This is a genomic window from Lacrimispora sp. (assembly GCF_036758025.1).
Taxonomy (GTDB): domain Bacteria; phylum Bacillota; class Clostridia; order Lachnospirales; family Lachnospiraceae; genus Lacrimispora.
Genome location: NZ_DAIOXM010000007.1, coordinates 128,785 through 147,114, shown reverse-complemented (window position 1 = coordinate 147,114; position 18,330 = coordinate 128,785). Strand labels below are relative to the sequence as shown.

Sequence of the window (18,330 nt, the reverse complement as noted above, 5' to 3'; positions counted from 1 at the left end):
GATCGGAGGTTTACCATGGCTGAAAAGCAGCGGATATTGATTATAGATGATGATAACAACATTGCAGAATTAATTTCCCTATATTTACTGAAGGAATGTTATGAAACGACAATCGTCAATGACGGGGAAGAGGCTCTCCGGGTATTCCCGGAGTTTAAGCCCAATCTGGTGCTTTTAGACTTAATGCTGCCCGGCATGGATGGCTATCAGGTGTGTCGGGAGATGCGTTCCCTCTCCCAGGTTCCTATTATCATGCTGTCAGCCAAGGGAGAGGTCTTTGACAAGGTTTTAGGCCTGGAACTGGGGGCTGATGATTATATGATTAAGCCCTTTGATTCCAAGGAGCTGGTGGCCCGGGTGAAAGCGGTCTTAAGACGTTACCAGACCTCCCAGATACCAGCCACTCCCAACAGGGACCAGCAGGGGGATTACGTGGAGTACCCGGATCTGATTGTAAATCTCACCAATTACTCGGTTCTCTACAAAGGGCATTCTGTGGAAATGCCTCCCAAGGAGCTGGAGCTTTTGTATTTCCTGGCTTCCTCTCCAAACCAGGTGTTTACCAGGGAGCAGCTTCTGGATCACATCTGGGGGTATGAGTATATCGGTGATACCAGAACTGTGGATGTCCATATCAAACGGCTTCGGGAAAAAATTAAGGATCACGCAGGATGGGCGTTGACTACGGTTTGGGGGATTGGTTATAAGTTTGAGGTGAAGAGGTAAAACCAGAAGATAGAAAGTACTTTGACAATATAATATACTTACCCGGGGAGCCGAAGGGGCGATTACGCCAACCGCCAGGAAGGAGGTTGGTGCTTATGGTATCATGGACTGAATTATTTGCATTTGTTACCATGCTTTGTGCCATTATTACACTTGTTAGGCACAAAAAACAGCGCCCCTGTCCTGGTAAGATAAGGCGCTATTTTTAGCTACATAACTACCGGCGGCTAGGCTGTATCTAGCTTTCGGCTCTCTTGTTAAGTATATTATATGTCAACTTTCCTTATTTGTCAAATATGAAAAAATAGAGGTAAAACACCAGTGACACACTCTCTTTACTACAAATTCATCCTTGGCTACCTGCTGTTCGGCCTTTTAGGATTCATATCCATTGCCACCTTTTCCTCCGAAATCACGGACCGTTATCTGCTCCGCCATCATTCGGAAAGCCTGTATGACGAAGCCAACCAGATTGCTTCCTCTTACAGCGGCATGTATCAGGGAAAAAACAGATATCTTTCTTCTTATCCTGAAATGCTGAAAGAAGTTGGCTATCTCCATGCCCAGATCTGGATTATGGACCGTCAGGGCAAGGTGGTGGCAGACAGCAGGACTCCGGGAATAGAGGGGCAGGTCATCGAAGACTTTGACCCCACCTTTATGGGGAATAAATCCTATACCATCGGAAATTATTATAACCAATTTCCGGAAGAGGTGTTAAGCGTCCATGCTCCCATAACGGGAAATTATACCACCTACGGATACGTGGCGGTTCATCTTCCCGTATCTTATTTAAAAGCGGAGCGAGATGGAATTTTAAATATTATCTACATTTCATCTGCCGTCTTATTCGGCCTATCCCTGATCATCCTTCTGGTGTTTACGAGAACCGTTTACTTCCCTCTTAAGAAGATCACGGCAGGAGCCAACGAGTACGCCCAGGGAAACTTAACCCATCACATTGGAGTCAATACCAGAGATGAAATGGGTTATCTGGCCGGCACCCTCAACTACATGTCGGACGAGATGAACAAAATGGACGAGTACCAGAAAACATTTATTGCCAATGTCTCCCACGACTTCCGCTCTCCCTTGACCTCTATTAAGGGATATCTGGAGGCAATTCTGGACGGAACCATTCCGCCGGAACTGTATGAGAAGTATTTAACACGGGTTATATCAGAAACAGAGAGGCTCAACAGCCTGACCCATGGCCTTTTAACCCTTAATTCTCTGGACAGCAAGGGCTATTTAAACCGCACTAATTTTGACATTAACCGGGTTATCAAGGATACGGCTGCTTCCTTTGAAGGCACCTGCAATGAGAAAAACATCACCTTTGACTTAATCTTTTCCGACAGCATCCAGATGGTTTACGGAGACCTTGGAAAGATTCAGAGGGTTCTTTACAACCTGATTGACAATGCCATTAAGTTCAGCCATCCGGATTCCACCATTTATATCCAGGCTTCCAGCAAATACGAAAAGATTTTTATTTCCATCAAGGACACTGGAATTGGAATTCCAAAGGACAGCTTAAAGAAAATCTGGGAACGGTTTTACAAGACGGATTTGTCCAGAGGAAAGGATAAGAAGGGAACAGGGCTTGGACTTGCCATTGTCAAGGAAATCATCCAGTCCCATGGAGAAAATATTGATGTGGTCAGTACAGAAGGGGTTGGGTCTGAATTTATATTCAGCCTGCCTAAAGCATCCAATTTATAGCCAGAACCACACGGCTCTAATCAAAAACAGCAAAGTCCGAGGCATAAGCCCGGACTTTGCTGTTTTTGATTATATTTTATTACCTGGCATTCTCAAGAGCTGCTGCAACTGCCTCTTTGATTCCATTGGCAGAGTTGGTTGCACCAGATACCCCGTCTACCTCAACACTCTGAGTCTTGATAATGGAAGCAGTGACAGTTTTTTCTGCTGCCTCGTAAATTCCCGGTGTCTCATCATGGTCTATGAGTTTTATAGTTACCAAACTACCGTCTTCTACCAACACTTCTACTGTAATATCTCCGTTGTTTCCCTTTCCGGTTCCAGTGTAAGTTCCGTCTTTGTAATTTCCCTTTACTTCGGGCTGCACTGCTTCCTCTTCTTGTACCGGCTCCATGGTCCTCTCAGTAAATCCACCGTTTTCCATGATATAGTCATAAGCCGAACTTCCAGCCAATCGTCCGAAGACCACGATATCTGTTACAGCATTGCCTCCCAGACGGTTTGCTCCGTGAACACCTCCAACTACTTCACCGGCTGCAAACAGCCCAGGTATTTCACTTCCATCCTCTTTTAGCACCTGAGTATCCGTGTCAATCTTGACGCCACCCATGGTATGATGAACAGCAGGCGCACACAGTCCCGCATAGTAAGGCGGCTGATTTACCGGTACCTCCATACTCTCTCTTCCAAATTCCGTATCAGTTCCCTCCGATTGGTAAAGTGCATACTGATCCAGGGTTTTCTTTAATTGAGTTTCGTCAACTCCTATGGCTTTGGCCAGTTCCTCCGGCGTATTCCCCTGTATAATAATGCCTTGGTCAATATATTTTTCAATAGCGGATAAGCTTTCTCTTACGCTTTGATCAAATACAATAAAGCAGGTCCCCCCCTCCTGGCTTAAAATGGCCTCTGAAACCACATCTCTCGTTTCCAGTTCATTGACAAAACGGTTTCCAGAATTGTTGACTAAAATTGCCCCGTTTCCACGGACCCCTTCCGTGTACATAGTAGTTGTATCCGGATTAACCGTTGGGTGGGTCTGAATCTGATCAATATCCACAAGCCCTGCCTTCAGCTCCTCAGCCATGACTATTCCATCACCGGAAGCACCTAAATGATTGGTAGTGAAAAAACCCGCCAAATCCTTTCTGTATTTCACTACCATCTCAGAATTTGCTCCAAAGCCTCCCGTTGCCAGAATCACGGCTTTACAAGATATGGTATAAGGTTCCCCTCCCTTTGTTACTACCTGTACTCCCTCAACGGCACCTGTCCCATCAAGTAAAATATGCACTGCCTCTGTTTCCAGAAATACAGGTATATCCAGTTCCTTCAGCTTTGCATTAAGGGCTTTTACAAGCATGGGGCCTACTGCAGAAGTGTCAGTGGGGCGATGAATTCTCTTGACGCTGGCTCCGCCAAACTGCCCTACTACCGATAAGTCTCCGCCTATTTCATTCACCCATGCAACTGCATCCGCAGATTGTTCTGCCATCACCTGTACAAGCTTGGGATCATTTAAATCCTTTCCTCCCTTCATGGTATCTTCTATAAACAGCTCAATGGAATCTTCAATTCCCTCTGCCTTTTGATAGGGAGTTTCGGCTGCATTTAAGCCGCCTGTAGCACGCACGGTATTCCCTCCTGTAATCGGCATTTTTTCCAATACAACAAGATTAGAAGCTCCCTTTTTGGCCGCTTCAATAGCCGCTGTCATACCAGCTCCCCCTGCTCCGATAATAACAATATCTGCCTGCTTCTCTTCTTCCGGCTTGCTTTCCGCGACTGTTTCCTTCACACTCGATTCTTCTGCTGATTTGTTTGATCCGGTATCAACCGAACAACCTGAAAGCACAATCACTGCTGCCGCTATGGCAGCAAAACCTATCAATTTTCTTTTTTTCATATCTTTCTCCTTATATTTTCTCTGTCTGTGACAGTGTTATCAAAACTTTAACAAAAATTTAACATACATTATATTACTTAAAAAGCTTTGGAATATAAAAAAACTTATGTAAGTAAAAAAAATAAAGAGATAAACCATATCACAAAATCCTCCAAAAAGTATTTTCCATAATAACTGTTATTCTAAAAAAAGCAATTATTATTTTGAAAACTCTTCATTGGAGGATCTGTTTATATCCTATTAACTATATTTAAAATAATATCTGAGTCAGAATACTTGCCACAATCAGAATGAGTGCACCGCAGATCCTGGTTGCAATCTGGGCAAATGGCAGAAGTTCCATTCTTTTAGCCGCTGAAAGAACCGCAATATCTCCTGTTCCGCCCATATTTGTAGTACAAAGCCCTGCCGTAATTGCAGACTCTACCGGATAAAAACCAACCAGATGGCCACCAATTCCAGCACCTACTGAAACACTTCCTACTACTACGAAAACAAGAAGAAGATACATAGGACTTACTGCCTTAACTACTGCTCCTAAATCAATCATGGAAATTCCAATTCCCACTAAAAGAGCACTGGTCCAGTTCTTCATAACAAACTGTGACCACTGACGTGCTGAATCTTCAAACTTAGCAGGAATGAAACCACCTCCCTTACTAACAGCCACCAGAATAATCATCCATGCATAAGAATGTACCGCTGGAACAAATTTATTAATAATAACCCCCATTAAAAAGAAAACCATTGCGGTGATCATTCCAATTCCCAATTCTTCCAGACTGACAGAAGAGTTGTTTTTTTCGCTCATTTCAGAATTATGATTCCTCATGAGAAGACCGTTTCCAGTTAAGCCTGGTTTTATATCTCCCAGTTTTGCAAGCAATCCTGCCCCCACAATTGCCATTACATTCCCCAAAGTAGATGCCGGTATCATCCTTGATATAATGGCTGCTGAATCTGTATGAAGAGCTTCCGCATACATGCCCGATAAAGGAACCACTCCCGCTCCCATTCCGCCTCCCATCATGGGGATTGCCACATACATAATCGCATCCACAAATCCATATCCGACCAAAGCTCCTACCATACCGACACTTAATATTGCCAAACTCATTGCGCATAGTGCAACTGGCAGAAACCGCACTGCTGCTTTTAACAGAAGGGACCGGTCCATACCAAGAATACTTCCGGTAATCAAAGCAGCTATGTAGAAATTCAAAAAACCGGTTTTGTTCATAAATTGGTCTACGTTTTCCACTATATCTTCCGAAATTAAACCACTATAAACCAGAGCAGCAGAAGCAAAGATACACACAATTGCTCCTCCGCCCAAAAAGGTTTTGACAATAGGCAGATTATTTCCAATGATATTAAAAAGCCCTCCTAATATCATCATAACCAGCAATGCACCGATCATTCCTGAAGGAAGCCACTTCACTGCAATAGAAACCCCGGTAATTATGGTAAAGGCCAGATAAATAGGCAATGGAATTCCGGATATTTTAATATTCATAGCAGGAAAGTCCAAAGTACTTTTTTTGTTTTCCATCTTATTTTACTACCCCCTGCTCCACAGCTTTTTGTTTCACCGCTTCTGCTACCTCTTTTGCAACACGTTCATCGAAGGCACCTGGTATGATGTATTCTTCTGTCAGCTCTTCTTCCTTTATAATTCCTGCAATTGCATAAGCAGCCGCAATCTTCATCTCTTCGGTAATGTCCGTGGCCCTTGCATCAAGGGCTCCCCGGAAGATTCCCGGAAATACCAGCACATTGTTAATCTGATTGGGGAAATCGGACCGCCCTGTTGCAATAATCCTCGCTCCGCCCTCTTTTGCTTCCTCAGGCATGATTTCAGGTGTTGGATTTGCCATTGCAAATACAATCGCATCCTTTGCCATAGAAGCAATCATCTGGGATGTAACCACTCCGGGAGCTGAGACTCCGATAAAGATATCTCTTCCTTCCATGATATCTTTTAAATTTCCCCTTTTATTTTCTGAGTTTGTAACCTGAGCCATGGTCTTTTGGGCATCATTCATCCACTCTTCCCCTTCTGCCAGCGCTCCCTTTTTATCAACCAGAATAATATCCTTCATTCCGATGCTTAATAAGAGTTTGCAGATTGAAATACCGGCAGAGCCAGCTCCATTGATAACCGTTTTTACCTCCTCAATTTTCTTTCCCACTACCTTTAAGGCATTAATAATTCCGGCTGATACCACAATTGCAGTTCCATGCTGATCATCATGAAATACCGGAATATCCAATTCTTCCTTCAACCGGCGTTCTATTTCAAAACATCTGGGAGCTGAAATATCCTCCAGATTGATTCCTCCAAAACCAGGTGCCAGATAACGTACGGTTTTGATAATTTCCTCTGTATCTTTTGTATCCAGACAAATAGGGAATGCATCCACTCCGCCAAAAACTTTAAAAAGAATCGATTTACCTTCCATTACCGGCATTGCTGCTTCCGGACCAATATCCCCTAATCCCAGCACTGCTGTTCCGTCTGTAACTACAGCCACCAGATTCCCTTTTGCAGTATATTGGTATACCTGGGATTTATCATCTCTGATTTTTCTGCATGGCTCTGCCACACCCGGTGTATATGCAGTGCTCAAATCCTCTCTGCATTTTACTTCTACCTTTGAGATTACTTCTATTTTTCCTTTGTTTTTTTCGTGCAGCTCCAGTGCAAGTTTGTTATAATCCATAATCTTTCACCTTTCCCTTTCGTTAACTCGTTAATATAGTTTTTATATTATCACTGATTACGGCCCTTTAACATCTTGTGAACATTATTAAAGACTTATGTAGGTAAAGAAAACAGATTTTAAAATTATCCCGTTGATTTTCCACTCTGCATCTAATACAATAAGGGGTATCAGGAGGGGATGTCATGAACGAAAAACCATTGGAATACCAAATATATGTTTCCCAAGTTTTCAGCATCATCCTTGCTATTTTACTGTCCTTGGGTGTGTCTCTGCATTATAATCTGGTGACAAACAAAAATTCTCTGGATATGAATATAAAAAACGCCGGTATCTTTATTTCCAGAATGCCTGGAGTGGCAGATATGCTAAAAAAAGAACAGCCTTCGGAGTCCTTTAACCAACACATGGATATGCTGATTGAGGAACTGGATTATATTGATGTTGTTACCATCTGTAATATTGACAGCATCCGTTTTTATCATAATAATAAGGCTCTAATCGGAAAAAGCTTCGTAGGCGGTGATGAAACTCCTATTTTAAATGGCTCTTCTCCATACATCACAAATGGAAAAGGAACTCTTGGAAGTCAGCGTCGTGCATTCTTTCCCATAACGGATGAGCAGGGTAAAATCCTTGGCTTTGTAATGGTCTCTGTGCTGACCGCTAACATTTCCCAGAGCACAAGAAATATTCTTATTGTATTTTTCCTTTTAGCTCTGGCACTTCTTTCCATTGGTTATATTGTTTCTCAAATACTATACAACCGATTGAAAAGGATTCTTTTGGGTTATAGGCCTGAAGAATTCCGTAAGATTCATATTGAAAGGAAAGAAGTGCTTGATGCCCTGGAGGAAGGAATCTTTGCTATTAATGCCAAAGGAGAATTGAGCCTGATCAATGAATCAGCCAAAAAATTACTGGATCTGGATACTATGCCTGAACATGGAACAATACTCACTGATCTATATCCGGAAACCAAACTTCCTCATGTCCTTCAGACAGGTATACCGGAATATAATATCAGTCTTATGATAAACGGAAAGCACATCATATCAAACCGGATTCCCATCATAGAAAACGGAAAAACTACAGGTGCTGTATCCATTTTCCGCAACAAAACGGAATACACCCGTCTGGCAGAGGAATTGACGGGAGCACGGTACATGGTGGAAACACTGCGTGTATTAAACCATGAATTTAAAAATAAGCTTCATGTGATCCTGGGCTTTATCGAAATGGGACATCCGGAGAAAGTGACTGATTTTATCATTAATACAAGTATGTCTTCTACCCTGGCTATCAGTGAGGTAACAAAACAAATACAAGTTTCCAGCATAGCCGCCCTCTTAATCGGGAAGATTATCCGTGCCGGTGAACTGGGCATCAACCTCACCATCAAGCCCGATAGCTCCTGTACAGAGTCAGAGCTTCATCTACCTGTTGATTTATATATTACCATTCTGGGAAATCTGATTGAAAATGCGATTGAAGAATTAAATGACCAAAACACCTCCATTAAGGAAATTAATGTGGGTATCAATATATGGCAATCAGGAAGCATCCTTTCTGTTGATGATACCGGAAGGGGAATCCCTGTTGACATGCAGGATAAAATCTTTGAAAGAGGATTTTCCACAAAGGGCGAGGGACGCGGATCTGGTATGTTCCTGATCAACAAGCTGGTATACCAGCATCACGGAACCATTGAGATGGAATCCGAAGAAAATACCGGTACTTCATTTACTATCACCTTTGCAGAGGAGGAATATCATGTATAAGGTAATAATTATAGAGGATGATCCCATGGTGGCTTCCATTAACAGACAATATGTGGAATTAAACAAGTATTTAAAGGTAACCGGTCAGTTTTCCAATGGAAAAGAAGCACTTGACTACCTGAAGAATCATCCTGCTGACCTGGCAATTATGGATGTTTATATGCCGGTAATGGGCGGAGTGGAACTTCTTACTGAGATACGAAAGCTTCAAAAACACATAGATGTCATCATGGTAACTGCAGCAACCGATGCCTCTCATGTAAAGCAGCTGCTAGGACTGGGAGTCATTGATTATCTGGTGAAGCCTTTTGAGTATGTCCGTTTTAATCACGCACTGGCACGGTTTATGGAGCATCAGGAACTACTCAGACAAAAGACTTTCTCTCAGCAGCAGCTGGATTCTCTTTTTGAGCTTTCCACAGGGCCTCCTTTCCGGCAAGAGGGGCTTCAAAAGGGGCTTCAGGAAAAAACTCTGCATACCATTTTGTCCTACATGAAGAAGCACCCTGGCGATGCCCTTACCAGTGAAATGATTGCAGAAGAGGTTCATCTATCTCGCGTAACAGTCCGCAGATATATGAATTATCTTCTGGATAAAAAACAAATTGTCAGTGATATTGATTATGCCACTGGTGGACGGCCCTCCATTATATACAGGTATAATCGGGTAGGAGATAGTTAACTATTTTATCTACAGTCCTCCCACACCACCAGGAGGACCAGGAGCTTTCACCCATTAGAACATGCGCCTGATCTGAGCGCACAAGAAAAAAAGAGGCATCTGCCTCTTTTTTCTATGAATTAAACCTGGACAAAAACGACTGAAGCCTGGGCGTCTGGGGATTGTTAAAAATCTCCTCCGGGGAACCATGCTCCGCTATGACGCCTTCATTGAAAAAGGCCACCCGGTCTGCAACTTCCTTTGCAAAATCCATTTCATGGGTAATCAGAAGCATGGTCATGTCACTTTCAAAGGCGATTTCTTTAATGACCTCCAAAACCTCTCCTACCAGCTCCGGGTCCAGGGCAGAAGTGGGCTCATCAAAAAGCATGATATTAGGCTTCATAACTAAGGCCCTGGCAATGGCAACCCTTTGCTTCTGGCCGCCTGAAAGCTGGGCCGGATAAGCGTCCAGCTTATCTTTCAGCCCTACCTTTTCGATCATTTCTTCCGCCCGAAGCCTTGCTTCTGCTTTGGAAAGCCCCAGAACTGTTACCTGGGCTTCCATCACATTTTTCAAGACCGTCATATGAGGAAACAAGAAGAAATGCTGAAAAACCATGCCGATATTCTTTCTCATTTCCCGAAGGTGCTTTCCCTTTGCCCTGACAAGCTTTCCATTGATCTCTTCCTGCCACAGATTTTTCCCTTCCACCTCAATGGTTCCGGAGTTGGGCTCCTCCAAGGTCATCAAAAGCCTGGCTAAAGTTGTTTTTCCCGAGCCGCTGGGCCCGATTAAGGCCACCTTTTCCCCGGGATAAATATCAAAATCAATATCTTTTAAAACTTCTAAGTCTCCATATGTTTTTGTAATCTTTTTATAGCTGACAATCGGTGTCATAACATACTCCTTTCCGTGTCAATCAGCTTTTTCTGCCAAGCTGAACCTCCAGTTTCTTGACCATTCGGGAAGAGGGGTAGCTCAACAGGAAAAATATAACTCCCACAATGGTAAATCCCTCCAGATATCGGAAGGAACCTGCCCCGATTATTTTGGCTGTCTGCAATATTTCCACCAGGGTTATGGCCGACAGCAGAGGCGTTTCCTTAAACATGGTAATCAGATAGTTTCCTATGACAGGAATGACCGGAGGAAGTGCCTGAGGCAGAATGATCTTTGCCCATGCCTGAGGCTGGGAAAAGTTCAGGGCCTTTGCCACCTCCCACTGTCCGGCAGGAACAGACTCAATCCCGCTTCTGAACACCTCTGATAAGTAAGTGCTGTAATGAATGCCCAGACCGATTACACCGGCCGTAAACGGCTTAAGAGTCACTCCAAACTCAGGCAGCACATAAAAAATAAAATAAAGCTGCACCAAAAGCGGCGTATTTCTTATAAATTGTACAATTCCTTTTACAGCAAAGGATATGGCTTTTATATTCAGCCGGGTCAGAACCGATAACACCAGCCCTAAAAATAAAGCCAGTAAAAACCCGAAAAAAGTTGCGCTTACGGTGATCCCCAAAGCAGACAGTATCTGAGGAAGTATGGAAAAAGCGTAGTCCCAGTTCCACATGCTAAACCCTCCCTTCTGAAACTATTCGCTCCAACAGCTTCATACCCTTAGACAGGGGAAGCCCGATCAGAAAATATATGATCAGAAGCATACTGTACACCTTGGTAGTTTCAAAGGTGGTGGCATTTAAAATATTGGCCTGATAAGTCAGATCTGTCAGCGTGATCATGGAAACCAGGGAAGTGCTTTTTAACAGCTCGATCAATTGGTTGCCCAGATTGGGAATCATCATCGCAAATGCCTGGGGTATGATGACTCTTCTCATACGCTGAGCTCTCGTCATATTCAGGGCAATGCAGGCTTCCGTCTGGCCCGTGGGTACTGCCTGGATGGCGCTTCGTACGATCTCAGAGCAGTAGGCCCCATAATTGAGCCCTATAGCCAGAACTCCAGTGCTGACTGCTGAGAACCGGATTCCCACAATGGGAAGAGCAAAGTAAATCCAGAAAAGCTGCACCAGCAGGGAAGTACCCCTGAAAATTTCAATATACACACTTGAAATAACGCGGATTACTTTATACTTCGACATTCGTGCCAGACCGGATATAAAACCTAATGCAAGGGCCAGAACAGCGGAAAAAATGGTGACTTCAACAGTGACTTTCATTCCCACTTTAATCAGAGAGGCAAATATTTCGTATGTGCTCAAATACGCCACCCCCTTATTCTCTTGATATCCATTATTTGATCAGTTCCTCCAGCGTCATATCTCCGGGAAGCTCTTCCTCCGTAAATCCAAATTCCTGAAGGATCTTCAGCAATTCTCCGGAATCCTGCAGCTTCTTAAGCTCTTCATTAAATGCCTCAACAAAATCTCCATCTTCTTTTCTGAAAGCAGTAGCTCCGTATCCCCGGACACTCTTTCCATCTATAACAGGCTGCTCAAAATCAGTTACCCGCTCGAAATCCGGATTATTTGCCGTATCCAGAGTAGCCTGTAAGGAGGGGCCTGTGGCAGTAATCACATCAACACGGCCTGCCTGTAAAGCTGCAAGAGCGGAGGGCATATCGGGAACTGTCACAATTCTGTCCTTAGCCACGCCAACGGCTGTTAAGTAATCATACTCGATTGCTCCGCCGGGTACGGCAACCAGGGCAGTTTCATGGCCTGCAATGTCCTCATAGCTGTGAAGCCCAAGGGGATTTCCCTTCTTTACGGCAATGGCCTGGCCTATGCTGTATTCAGGATTTGCAAAGCTTACGTCGCCTGCCCGCTCGGGGGTAATAAACATGCCCGCTGTAACCATATCGAACCGCTTGGCCTGAAGTCCCGGAATCAGGGAACCGAACTCCGTGAGCACTCCCTTCATCTCATCAATGCCCAGGTTTTTAAGCACCGCACGGGCAACCTCCACTGCTTCTCCTGTCAGCTCTCCCTCAGCTGTCTGGTAAGCGTAGGGCTTTTCATTGGCAAAGCCAATGGTTACAGAGCCTTCTCTCCGGGCTTTTTCAAGTGTGGTTTCACCTGCTGCCGCACCCGAGGAACTATTTTGACTCCCCGTCTTTGCACACCCTGTAAATGAAAAGGTGACCATTGCAGCTGTCAGCAGCATGAAGCAGATTCTTCTTACGTTTTTTGTTTCTGAGTGAAATAAACTCATAACATCTCTCCCTTCTAATATCTGCGGCACTAAAAATGCCGGAAATAAAGTTAAGAGCAGTAAAAAACGTCTACAGCGCTTATTTAATTTTGTTTTGTTGGATTTTGGGTAACACAAATAGGGCTGTAAGGCCCAAAAGAAAAAATAAACGTATCAATTTAAATCTGAATGAAACAAATGAATGATTGATTCATTTAAAAGAATTGTTAATTAAAATTCTGTTTCACACGCTTACGAGGTTAGCTGACGGGTTCGGGCAGAAACTACCCTATGGCCTGCTCCAACACAAGCCAATGCACCCCAGAAAATGGTTCCCCCGTTTTCCTTTTGGAAATTCAGCAAAAATTAATTCACTGAGTTTTTTATGCTCTTATAAAAGGCTAACATAAATTAAAAGCCATGTCAACCGTAAATCCCTTTTTCTGTAAATCACCCTTTTTTCAACAAAAAAGGACATAGGCAGTAATTTCTCCTATGTCCTTGGGAAATAAAAGCTCATTTATTCCAGTGCAGATGATGAAGTTCTCCCTCCATGGTCATATGCTCAAAGCCATTTTGACGGTAAGCCTCATACAGCACGATGGATACAGAATTCGACAAATTAAGAGACCGGATATCTCCCCACATAGGGATTCTGACACAGCGGTCCTGATTTTCCACAAGAATATCCTCCCGAATTCCTGCACTTTCCTTGCCGAACATGATAAAACAGTCCGGCTCATAGGCTACATCCGTATACACATGCTGCCCCTTGGTGGTAGCCATGTAGATCTTGGCTCCCGGATTTCTGTCCAGAAAGTCCTGGTAATCGCTGTATACGGTCACGTCAAGCTTATCCCAGTAATCCAGTCCTGCCCGCTTGATCAGCTTGTCATTGAGTTTAAAACCCAATGGCTCGATCAAATGCAGCCTTGTATTCGTAGCCACGCAGGTCCGTCCGATATTTCCGGTATTGGCCGGCATTTCCGGCTCCAATAATACCACATTCATAGTTTACGCCTTTCCATCCAGTTTATTTACAAATCGGCTGATGCGGCTTAATGCTTCCTTTAAATTCTTCAGGGAATAAGCATAGGAAATCCGCAGAAAGCCTTCTCCGCAGTCTCCAAATGCAGTGCCCGGCACAACCGCTACCTTCTCCTCCATCAACAGTCTGGTGGCAAACTCATCAGAAGTCATGCCAAACCGCTTGATGCTGGGAAACATGTAAAAAGCACCGTAAGGCTCAAAGCATTCCAGCCCCATTTCATCAAAAGCATGTTTTAAATAGCGCCGTCTCTGGTCATAGGATTCCCTCATTGCCTGAACATCCTTATCCCCGTCCTTAAGAGCTGCTATAGCCGCATACTGGCTGGTAGTGGGGGCGCACATGATGGCAAACTGATGGATTTTTAACATCTGCTCTAAGATCAGCCTGGGAGCAGCGGCATAGCCGAGGCGCCAGCCGGTCATTGCATAGGATTTGGAAAAACCGTTAATGAGAACGGTTCTTTCCCTCATGCCCGGAAGGGCTGCAATGGTGGTGTGCTGGCCGCCATAAGTAAGTTCCGCATAAATTTCATCGGATATAATAAACAAGTCCTTTTCAACCACAATTTCAGCGATCTTTTCCAGTTCCTCTTTCACCATGACAGCTCCCGTGGGATTGTTGGGGAAGGGCAGAACCAGAACCTTGGTCTTTGGTGTGATCTTTTCCAGAAGCTTTTCCGGCGTCAGCTTAAACTCATCTTTTTCTTCCAGTTCAATGATCACCGGAACACCGTTTGCCAGAATGGTACAGGGAACGTAGGAAACGTAGCTGGGCTGGGGAATCAGCACCTCATCACCTGGGTCCAGCATGGCTCTTAAGGCCACGTCAATGGCCTCACTGCCTCCTACCGTCACCATTACCTCATGATCAGAGTCATAGGAAACGCCAAAGCGTCTGCTTAAGTAGCTGCATATCTCCACCTTCAATTCCTTAAGACCGGCATTGGAGGTATAAAAGGTCCGCCCTTTTTCCAGGGAATAAACTCCCTCCTCGCGGATATGCCAGGGCGTATCAAAGTCAGGCTCTCCCACGCCTAAGGAAATGGCGTCTTTCATCTCGCTGACAATATCAAAAAACTTCCGGATTCCGGAAGGAGGAATCGTTACGATTCGGTCTGACAATGGATTTCTCATGGAGTGATCAGCATCCTTTCATCGGTAGTTTCTTCTGCAAGAACAGTGCCATGGTCTTTGTATTTTTTCAGGACAAAATGAGTGGCTGTGCTTAACACCGATTCCATGGGTGAAAGCTTCTCGGAAACAAACTGGGCAACCTGCCTCATGGTTCTTCCTTCGATAAATACGGTGAAGTCAAAGGCCCCTGACATGAGGTAAACGGCATTTACCTCGCTGTACTGATAAATGCGCTCTGCAATCTTGTCAAATCCCATTCCCCGCTGGGGAGTTACCTTAACCTCAATCAGAGCCACCACCTTTTCATCACTGGTATTATCCCAGTTAATCAGGGTGTGGTAGCCGCAGATAATCCGCTCTTTTTCCATTTCCGCAATCTCATTGGCAATGGCAGCCTCGCTTTCTCCTAAAAGAATTGCCAGGTCCTTTAAATCAATCCTGCTGTTTTTTTCAATCACTGCCAGTATCTTTTCCCTCATAATCCTTACCTCCTGCTCATTCTGCCAAAACCTTATAAATCTCATCCCTTGAGGGCCGCTCCAAATAGCCTGTGCTCTCTTCATGGGTGATAATCCTCTTAATTCCGTCCGTCACCTTGCCTATGACAGCCCCGGTTATTCCTTCTTTCTCTAAAGCTAATACCAGATCTCCTCCGTTGTCAGCCAAAAGGACCAGACAGCCGGTAGAGAAAAGGCGGTACGGGTTTAAGTCGTACCGCTCACAGATTTCGATGGTTGCCTGATTAACCGGGATTTTGCCAAGGGAAAAACAGATTCCGGTCATATACGCCCCTGATAAGTCCCAAAGGGCCTTTAACACTCCGCCTTCTCCCGCCGCCTCACATTCTGATGCTCCGGCTTTTTCCCACTTCTCCAGGTTTCCTTCCAAGGACATGGACCCGTTTTCCAGTATCCGGTCCAGATAATCCTCAGAAAACCATTGACGCAGGTCATCTTTTTTATGTTTTACAATTTCTACAGTTCCCCAAAGCCCGGCATATCCTGCTATCACAATATCCTGCCCAGGCTTCATGGTTCCTGTATTTTCTCTTTCAATCCGTCTCATACTTCTTTCCTAAACTCCCGGTCCTATAGGGCCTTGGGAGGATTCGTCTCCCGGTCCCTCCGATGTTGCCGGAGGCGCAGGCGGCAGCTCTGCCGGAGGCGTCTCTGCAGGCACACTTTCTCCTGGAGGTACAGGAACACTTTCTCCCGGCTGTACAGGCTGAACCGTTACAGGTGCCGCAGGCCCCACTCTTATAATGGCCTTTGAAGGATTATAAGTATCCGTATGGAGAATCTCCCGGCTCTGCTCCACGCCGTCAACATAAATGATTTTCCAAAGTCTGGATTTGATTCCTGTATGTGCCGACTGGACCTGTTTTCTGCTGCCCGGAGCCATGGCAGGATCTACAATTTCCTTGGGAGCTCCCGGGTCCGTAACCTTTAAAGTTTCAGAAACAAATTCAAAGGTGCGGTTTCCCGGTCTCGTTTCCTTGCCGTATATGGTAAAGGTAAGGGTCTTTCCGGAAATGCTTCCTTCCACAAAAATAGGAGTGCTGTAATTATTGGTAAATTTCAAGTCCTTGTAGGTGCCTGCAATGGCAGCATCCTCGGAGGGCTTTACATAAGTTACGATCATGGAATGATTCTGCCTCTGGGCAACGGCAAGCTCTGCCCGGAGCACTGCATTGTAAAGAGTGGTGGAAATCTGGCATACGCCGCCTCCCACGCTGTCAATTACCTGCCCGTTTTCATAGGCCGCCGCAGTGGCATAACCGTTAGCCACGGTGAAGGGATGCATGCATTCGTAACCGGAAAGAGTCTCTCCCGGCATCAGCACCCGTCCATTGATCTTGTTGGCACCAACCTTTAAGTTTGTAGACCTGGAAGCGCCGCTGGAGGCAAAACTGGTGGAAAATGTTCCCAGCACATCCTGAATGGAAGCCAGATCCTCTGTCAGGATACCAGGTTTTTTCTCTTCAATCACAGCCACCGCATTGACAGGCTCATCAAGCCCTTCAGCAAGAGCCGCGTCAAGAGCCTGCTTTGTGGCTCCGATGTCCACGGACTTTCCAATGACCGACGGAGTCACCACAAAGGCGCCGTTTTGTCTGACAATGGTGGCATTCCTTGCCTCTGTCTCCACAGGTGCGCACTTTTCTGCCACAAAAGCAGCCACCTTTCCCTCGTCAAGAGCTGTCTCCAGAGGAATGATGACATGGTTCTTTTCAATGTCCTTCTTATTTAAATACCGCTTGATTAAATTTCCGCCCTGCCAGGCTGATGCGGCCTGGGATACTGCTTCCGGATTACTCCAGTGAAATCCCAGTTCCTTTGCCGTGGTTTCCACGGGCTGTCCGTCTACCACCAGGGTGATCTTCTGGCCTTCCATTTCATCTACCAGCCCCTGGATCTTTTGACCGGCCTCCTCTTCTGTCATGCCTCCCAGATTGTGTTCTCCTACATAAATCCCATCGGGAAGGGAATCAGCCATGGCATGGATGGGGGAAAGAACTCCTATTCCCGCCGCCAAAATCACTGCTGCCAGGCTCATTGACAATATTTTCTTTTTCATATTCATTCCTCATTGCTTGCTGGGTCAATACGGTATCTCCGGTTCTCCTGATTTTACAGGACGCTCAGCAGCACGGGAACTACCATTGAAGCTATCAGCAGAACTACTACCGCAATCATGGCCGCAGATAAAATTTTTTTATTTTTTCTATTGTTAAAATTCATCATTTCGTATCACCTCTCTCTTATTCTTCCATACTGTGCTATGATTCTATCCGTAATTCTGGATATTTCATTTCTGGACAAATGGTCTGTCTGCACAGATAAAACTATTTTATGATATTTTAATAAATCCTGCAAGTGTTCTTTTTGCCTTTTTGAAGCAGGCTGCTCCTTTTTCACCTTATAAATTAGGTCTTGAGAACCAAATACGGAAAATTCTTCCTCTCCATGGCATTTTACCATCTCCTGATAGAGAAAATGGGACGCTCTGGCGTCTGCCAAAGCCCGGTGGCTTAAATTCATTTCCACTCCGAAATATTCACAGGCTGCCTTTAAGTTCTTCTTTTTCTCAGGAGGCATAAACCTTCTGGCCAGCTTTAAGGTATCAATTCCCCGGCGCTCAAAGTTAAGGCCCTGGTTGACTGCAGCCCGTTTTAGAAAGCTGTAATCAAAGATCACATGATGGCCCAAAAGGGGCAGGTCTCCTGCAAACTCCAGAAACGCCTTTATCACTTCTTCGATTTCCGGGGCAGACTCCACCTGACCATCCCTGATTCCCGTAAGGGCTGCCACCTCTTCCTCCAGCTTGCGGTGAGGATTTACAAAGGTTTCAAAAACTTCCCTTATCTGTCCGTCCAGTACCCGTACCGCACCAATCTCAATGACCTTATCCAGTTTCGGGTCCAGGCCCGTTGTCTCCAAATCCACCGCAATATAAGATGATACCAC

17 protein-coding genes and 1 riboswitch are annotated in these 18,330 nt (G+C 44.9%); of the genes, 4 read left to right on the top strand and 13 right to left on the bottom strand.

All coding sequences use genetic code 11. The annotated features are described in order from the left end of the window. The first annotated feature begins 15 nt into the window (after positions 1-15). The gene (locus tag V7M78_RS08495) at positions 16-726 is read left to right on the top strand and encodes a response regulator transcription factor (RefSeq protein WP_333648408.1); all 711 of its coding nucleotides are present in this window, start codon (positions 16-18) and stop codon (positions 724-726) included. A 321-nt stretch (positions 727-1,047) separates the two neighbouring features. Next, positions 1,048-2,451 carry a sensor histidine kinase gene (locus V7M78_RS08490; RefSeq protein WP_333648406.1) on the top strand — a complete coding sequence of 468 codons (1,404 nt, stop codon included), beginning with the start codon at positions 1,048-1,050 and terminating at the stop codon, positions 2,449-2,451. Between the two features lie 79 nt (positions 2,452-2,530). Here the strand turns inward: V7M78_RS08490 and V7M78_RS08485 are convergent, their stop codons facing one another. The 3 genes from V7M78_RS08485 to V7M78_RS08475 form a co-directional block, all read right to left on the bottom strand. After that, positions 2,531-4,357: a flavocytochrome c gene (locus tag V7M78_RS08485; RefSeq protein WP_333648404.1), complete on the bottom strand. Its 1,827-nt coding sequence runs from the start codon at positions 4,355-4,357 to the stop codon at positions 2,531-2,533. 250 nt (positions 4,358-4,607) lie between these two features. Continuing rightward, positions 4,608-5,909, bottom strand: coding sequence for a 2-hydroxycarboxylate transporter family protein (locus V7M78_RS08480; protein ID WP_333648402.1), 1,302 nt, complete (start codon positions 5,907-5,909; stop codon positions 4,608-4,610). Between the two features lies 1 nt (position 5,910). Then, positions 5,911-7,080 carry an NAD(P)-dependent malic enzyme gene (locus tag V7M78_RS08475; RefSeq protein WP_333648400.1) on the bottom strand — a complete coding sequence of 390 codons (1,170 nt, stop codon included), beginning with the start codon at positions 7,078-7,080 and terminating at the stop codon, positions 5,911-5,913. A gap of 185 nt (positions 7,081-7,265) precedes the next feature. On the opposite strand from V7M78_RS08475, the gene V7M78_RS08470 reads away from it, so the two are divergent. Next, positions 7,266-8,861: a sensor histidine kinase gene (locus V7M78_RS08470; RefSeq protein ID WP_333648398.1), complete on the top strand. Its 1,596-nt coding sequence runs from the start codon at positions 7,266-7,268 to the stop codon at positions 8,859-8,861. Then, positions 8,854-9,543: a response regulator gene (locus V7M78_RS08465; protein WP_333648396.1), complete on the top strand. Its 690-nt coding sequence runs from the start codon at positions 8,854-8,856 to the stop codon at positions 9,541-9,543. Before V7M78_RS08470 ends, V7M78_RS08465 begins: the two co-directional genes overlap by 8 nt. A 112-nt stretch (positions 9,544-9,655) precedes the next feature. On the opposite strand, the gene ehuA is transcribed toward V7M78_RS08465, so the two are convergent. The 10 genes from ehuA to V7M78_RS08415 form a co-directional block, all read right to left on the bottom strand. Further along, entirely contained in the window at positions 9,656-10,423 is a 768-nt protein-coding gene (ehuA, locus tag V7M78_RS08460) for an ectoine/hydroxyectoine ABC transporter ATP-binding protein EhuA (RefSeq protein ID WP_333648394.1), read from the bottom strand. A gap of 22 nt (positions 10,424-10,445) precedes the next feature. Beyond that, positions 10,446-11,099: an ectoine/hydroxyectoine ABC transporter permease subunit EhuD gene (gene ehuD / locus V7M78_RS08455; RefSeq protein ID WP_333648392.1), complete on the bottom strand. Its 654-nt coding sequence runs from the start codon at positions 11,097-11,099 to the stop codon at positions 10,446-10,448. 1 nt (position 11,100) lies between these two features. Next, positions 11,101-11,748: an ectoine/hydroxyectoine ABC transporter permease subunit EhuC gene (gene ehuC / locus V7M78_RS08450; RefSeq protein WP_333648390.1), complete on the bottom strand. Its 648-nt coding sequence runs from the start codon at positions 11,746-11,748 to the stop codon at positions 11,101-11,103. Between the two features lie 31 nt (positions 11,749-11,779). Further along, the gene (ehuB, locus tag V7M78_RS08445; RefSeq protein WP_333648388.1) at positions 11,780-12,700 is read right to left on the bottom strand and encodes an ectoine/hydroxyectoine ABC transporter substrate-binding protein EhuB; all 921 of its coding nucleotides are present in this window, start codon (positions 12,698-12,700) and stop codon (positions 11,780-11,782) included. Positions 12,701-12,913: 213 nt separating this feature from the next. Continuing rightward, a riboswitch (cyclic di-AMP (ydaO/yuaA leader) is annotated at positions 12,914-13,051 on the bottom strand. A 144-nt stretch (positions 13,052-13,195) separates the two neighbouring features. Next, positions 13,196-13,690, bottom strand: coding sequence for a tRNA (cytidine(34)-2'-O)-methyltransferase (locus tag V7M78_RS08440; protein WP_333648386.1), 495 nt, complete (start codon positions 13,688-13,690; stop codon positions 13,196-13,198). Between the two features lie 3 nt (positions 13,691-13,693). Next, positions 13,694-14,863 (bottom strand): aminotransferase class I/II-fold pyridoxal phosphate-dependent enzyme, encoded by a 1,170-nt coding sequence (locus V7M78_RS08435; protein ID WP_333648384.1) that lies wholly within the window; start codon positions 14,861-14,863, stop codon positions 13,694-13,696. Further along, complete coding sequence (locus V7M78_RS08430; protein ID WP_333648382.1) at positions 14,860-15,342, bottom strand: Lrp/AsnC family transcriptional regulator; 483 nt, start codon at positions 15,340-15,342, stop codon at positions 14,860-14,862. The genes V7M78_RS08435 and V7M78_RS08430 overlap by 4 nt, the downstream gene beginning before the upstream one ends. A 16-nt stretch (positions 15,343-15,358) precedes the next feature. Then, positions 15,359-15,928 (bottom strand): AIR synthase, encoded by a 570-nt coding sequence (locus tag V7M78_RS08425; RefSeq protein WP_333648380.1) that lies wholly within the window; start codon positions 15,926-15,928, stop codon positions 15,359-15,361. Between the two features lie 9 nt (positions 15,929-15,937). Then, positions 15,938-17,440, bottom strand: a complete 1,503-nt coding sequence (locus tag V7M78_RS08420; RefSeq protein WP_333648378.1) for a VanW family protein — start codon at positions 17,438-17,440, stop codon at positions 15,938-15,940. A 173-nt stretch (positions 17,441-17,613) separates the two neighbouring features. Beyond that, positions 17,614-18,330: a 3'-5' exonuclease gene (locus tag V7M78_RS08415; protein ID WP_333648376.1), complete on the bottom strand. Its 717-nt coding sequence runs from the start codon at positions 18,328-18,330 to the stop codon at positions 17,614-17,616.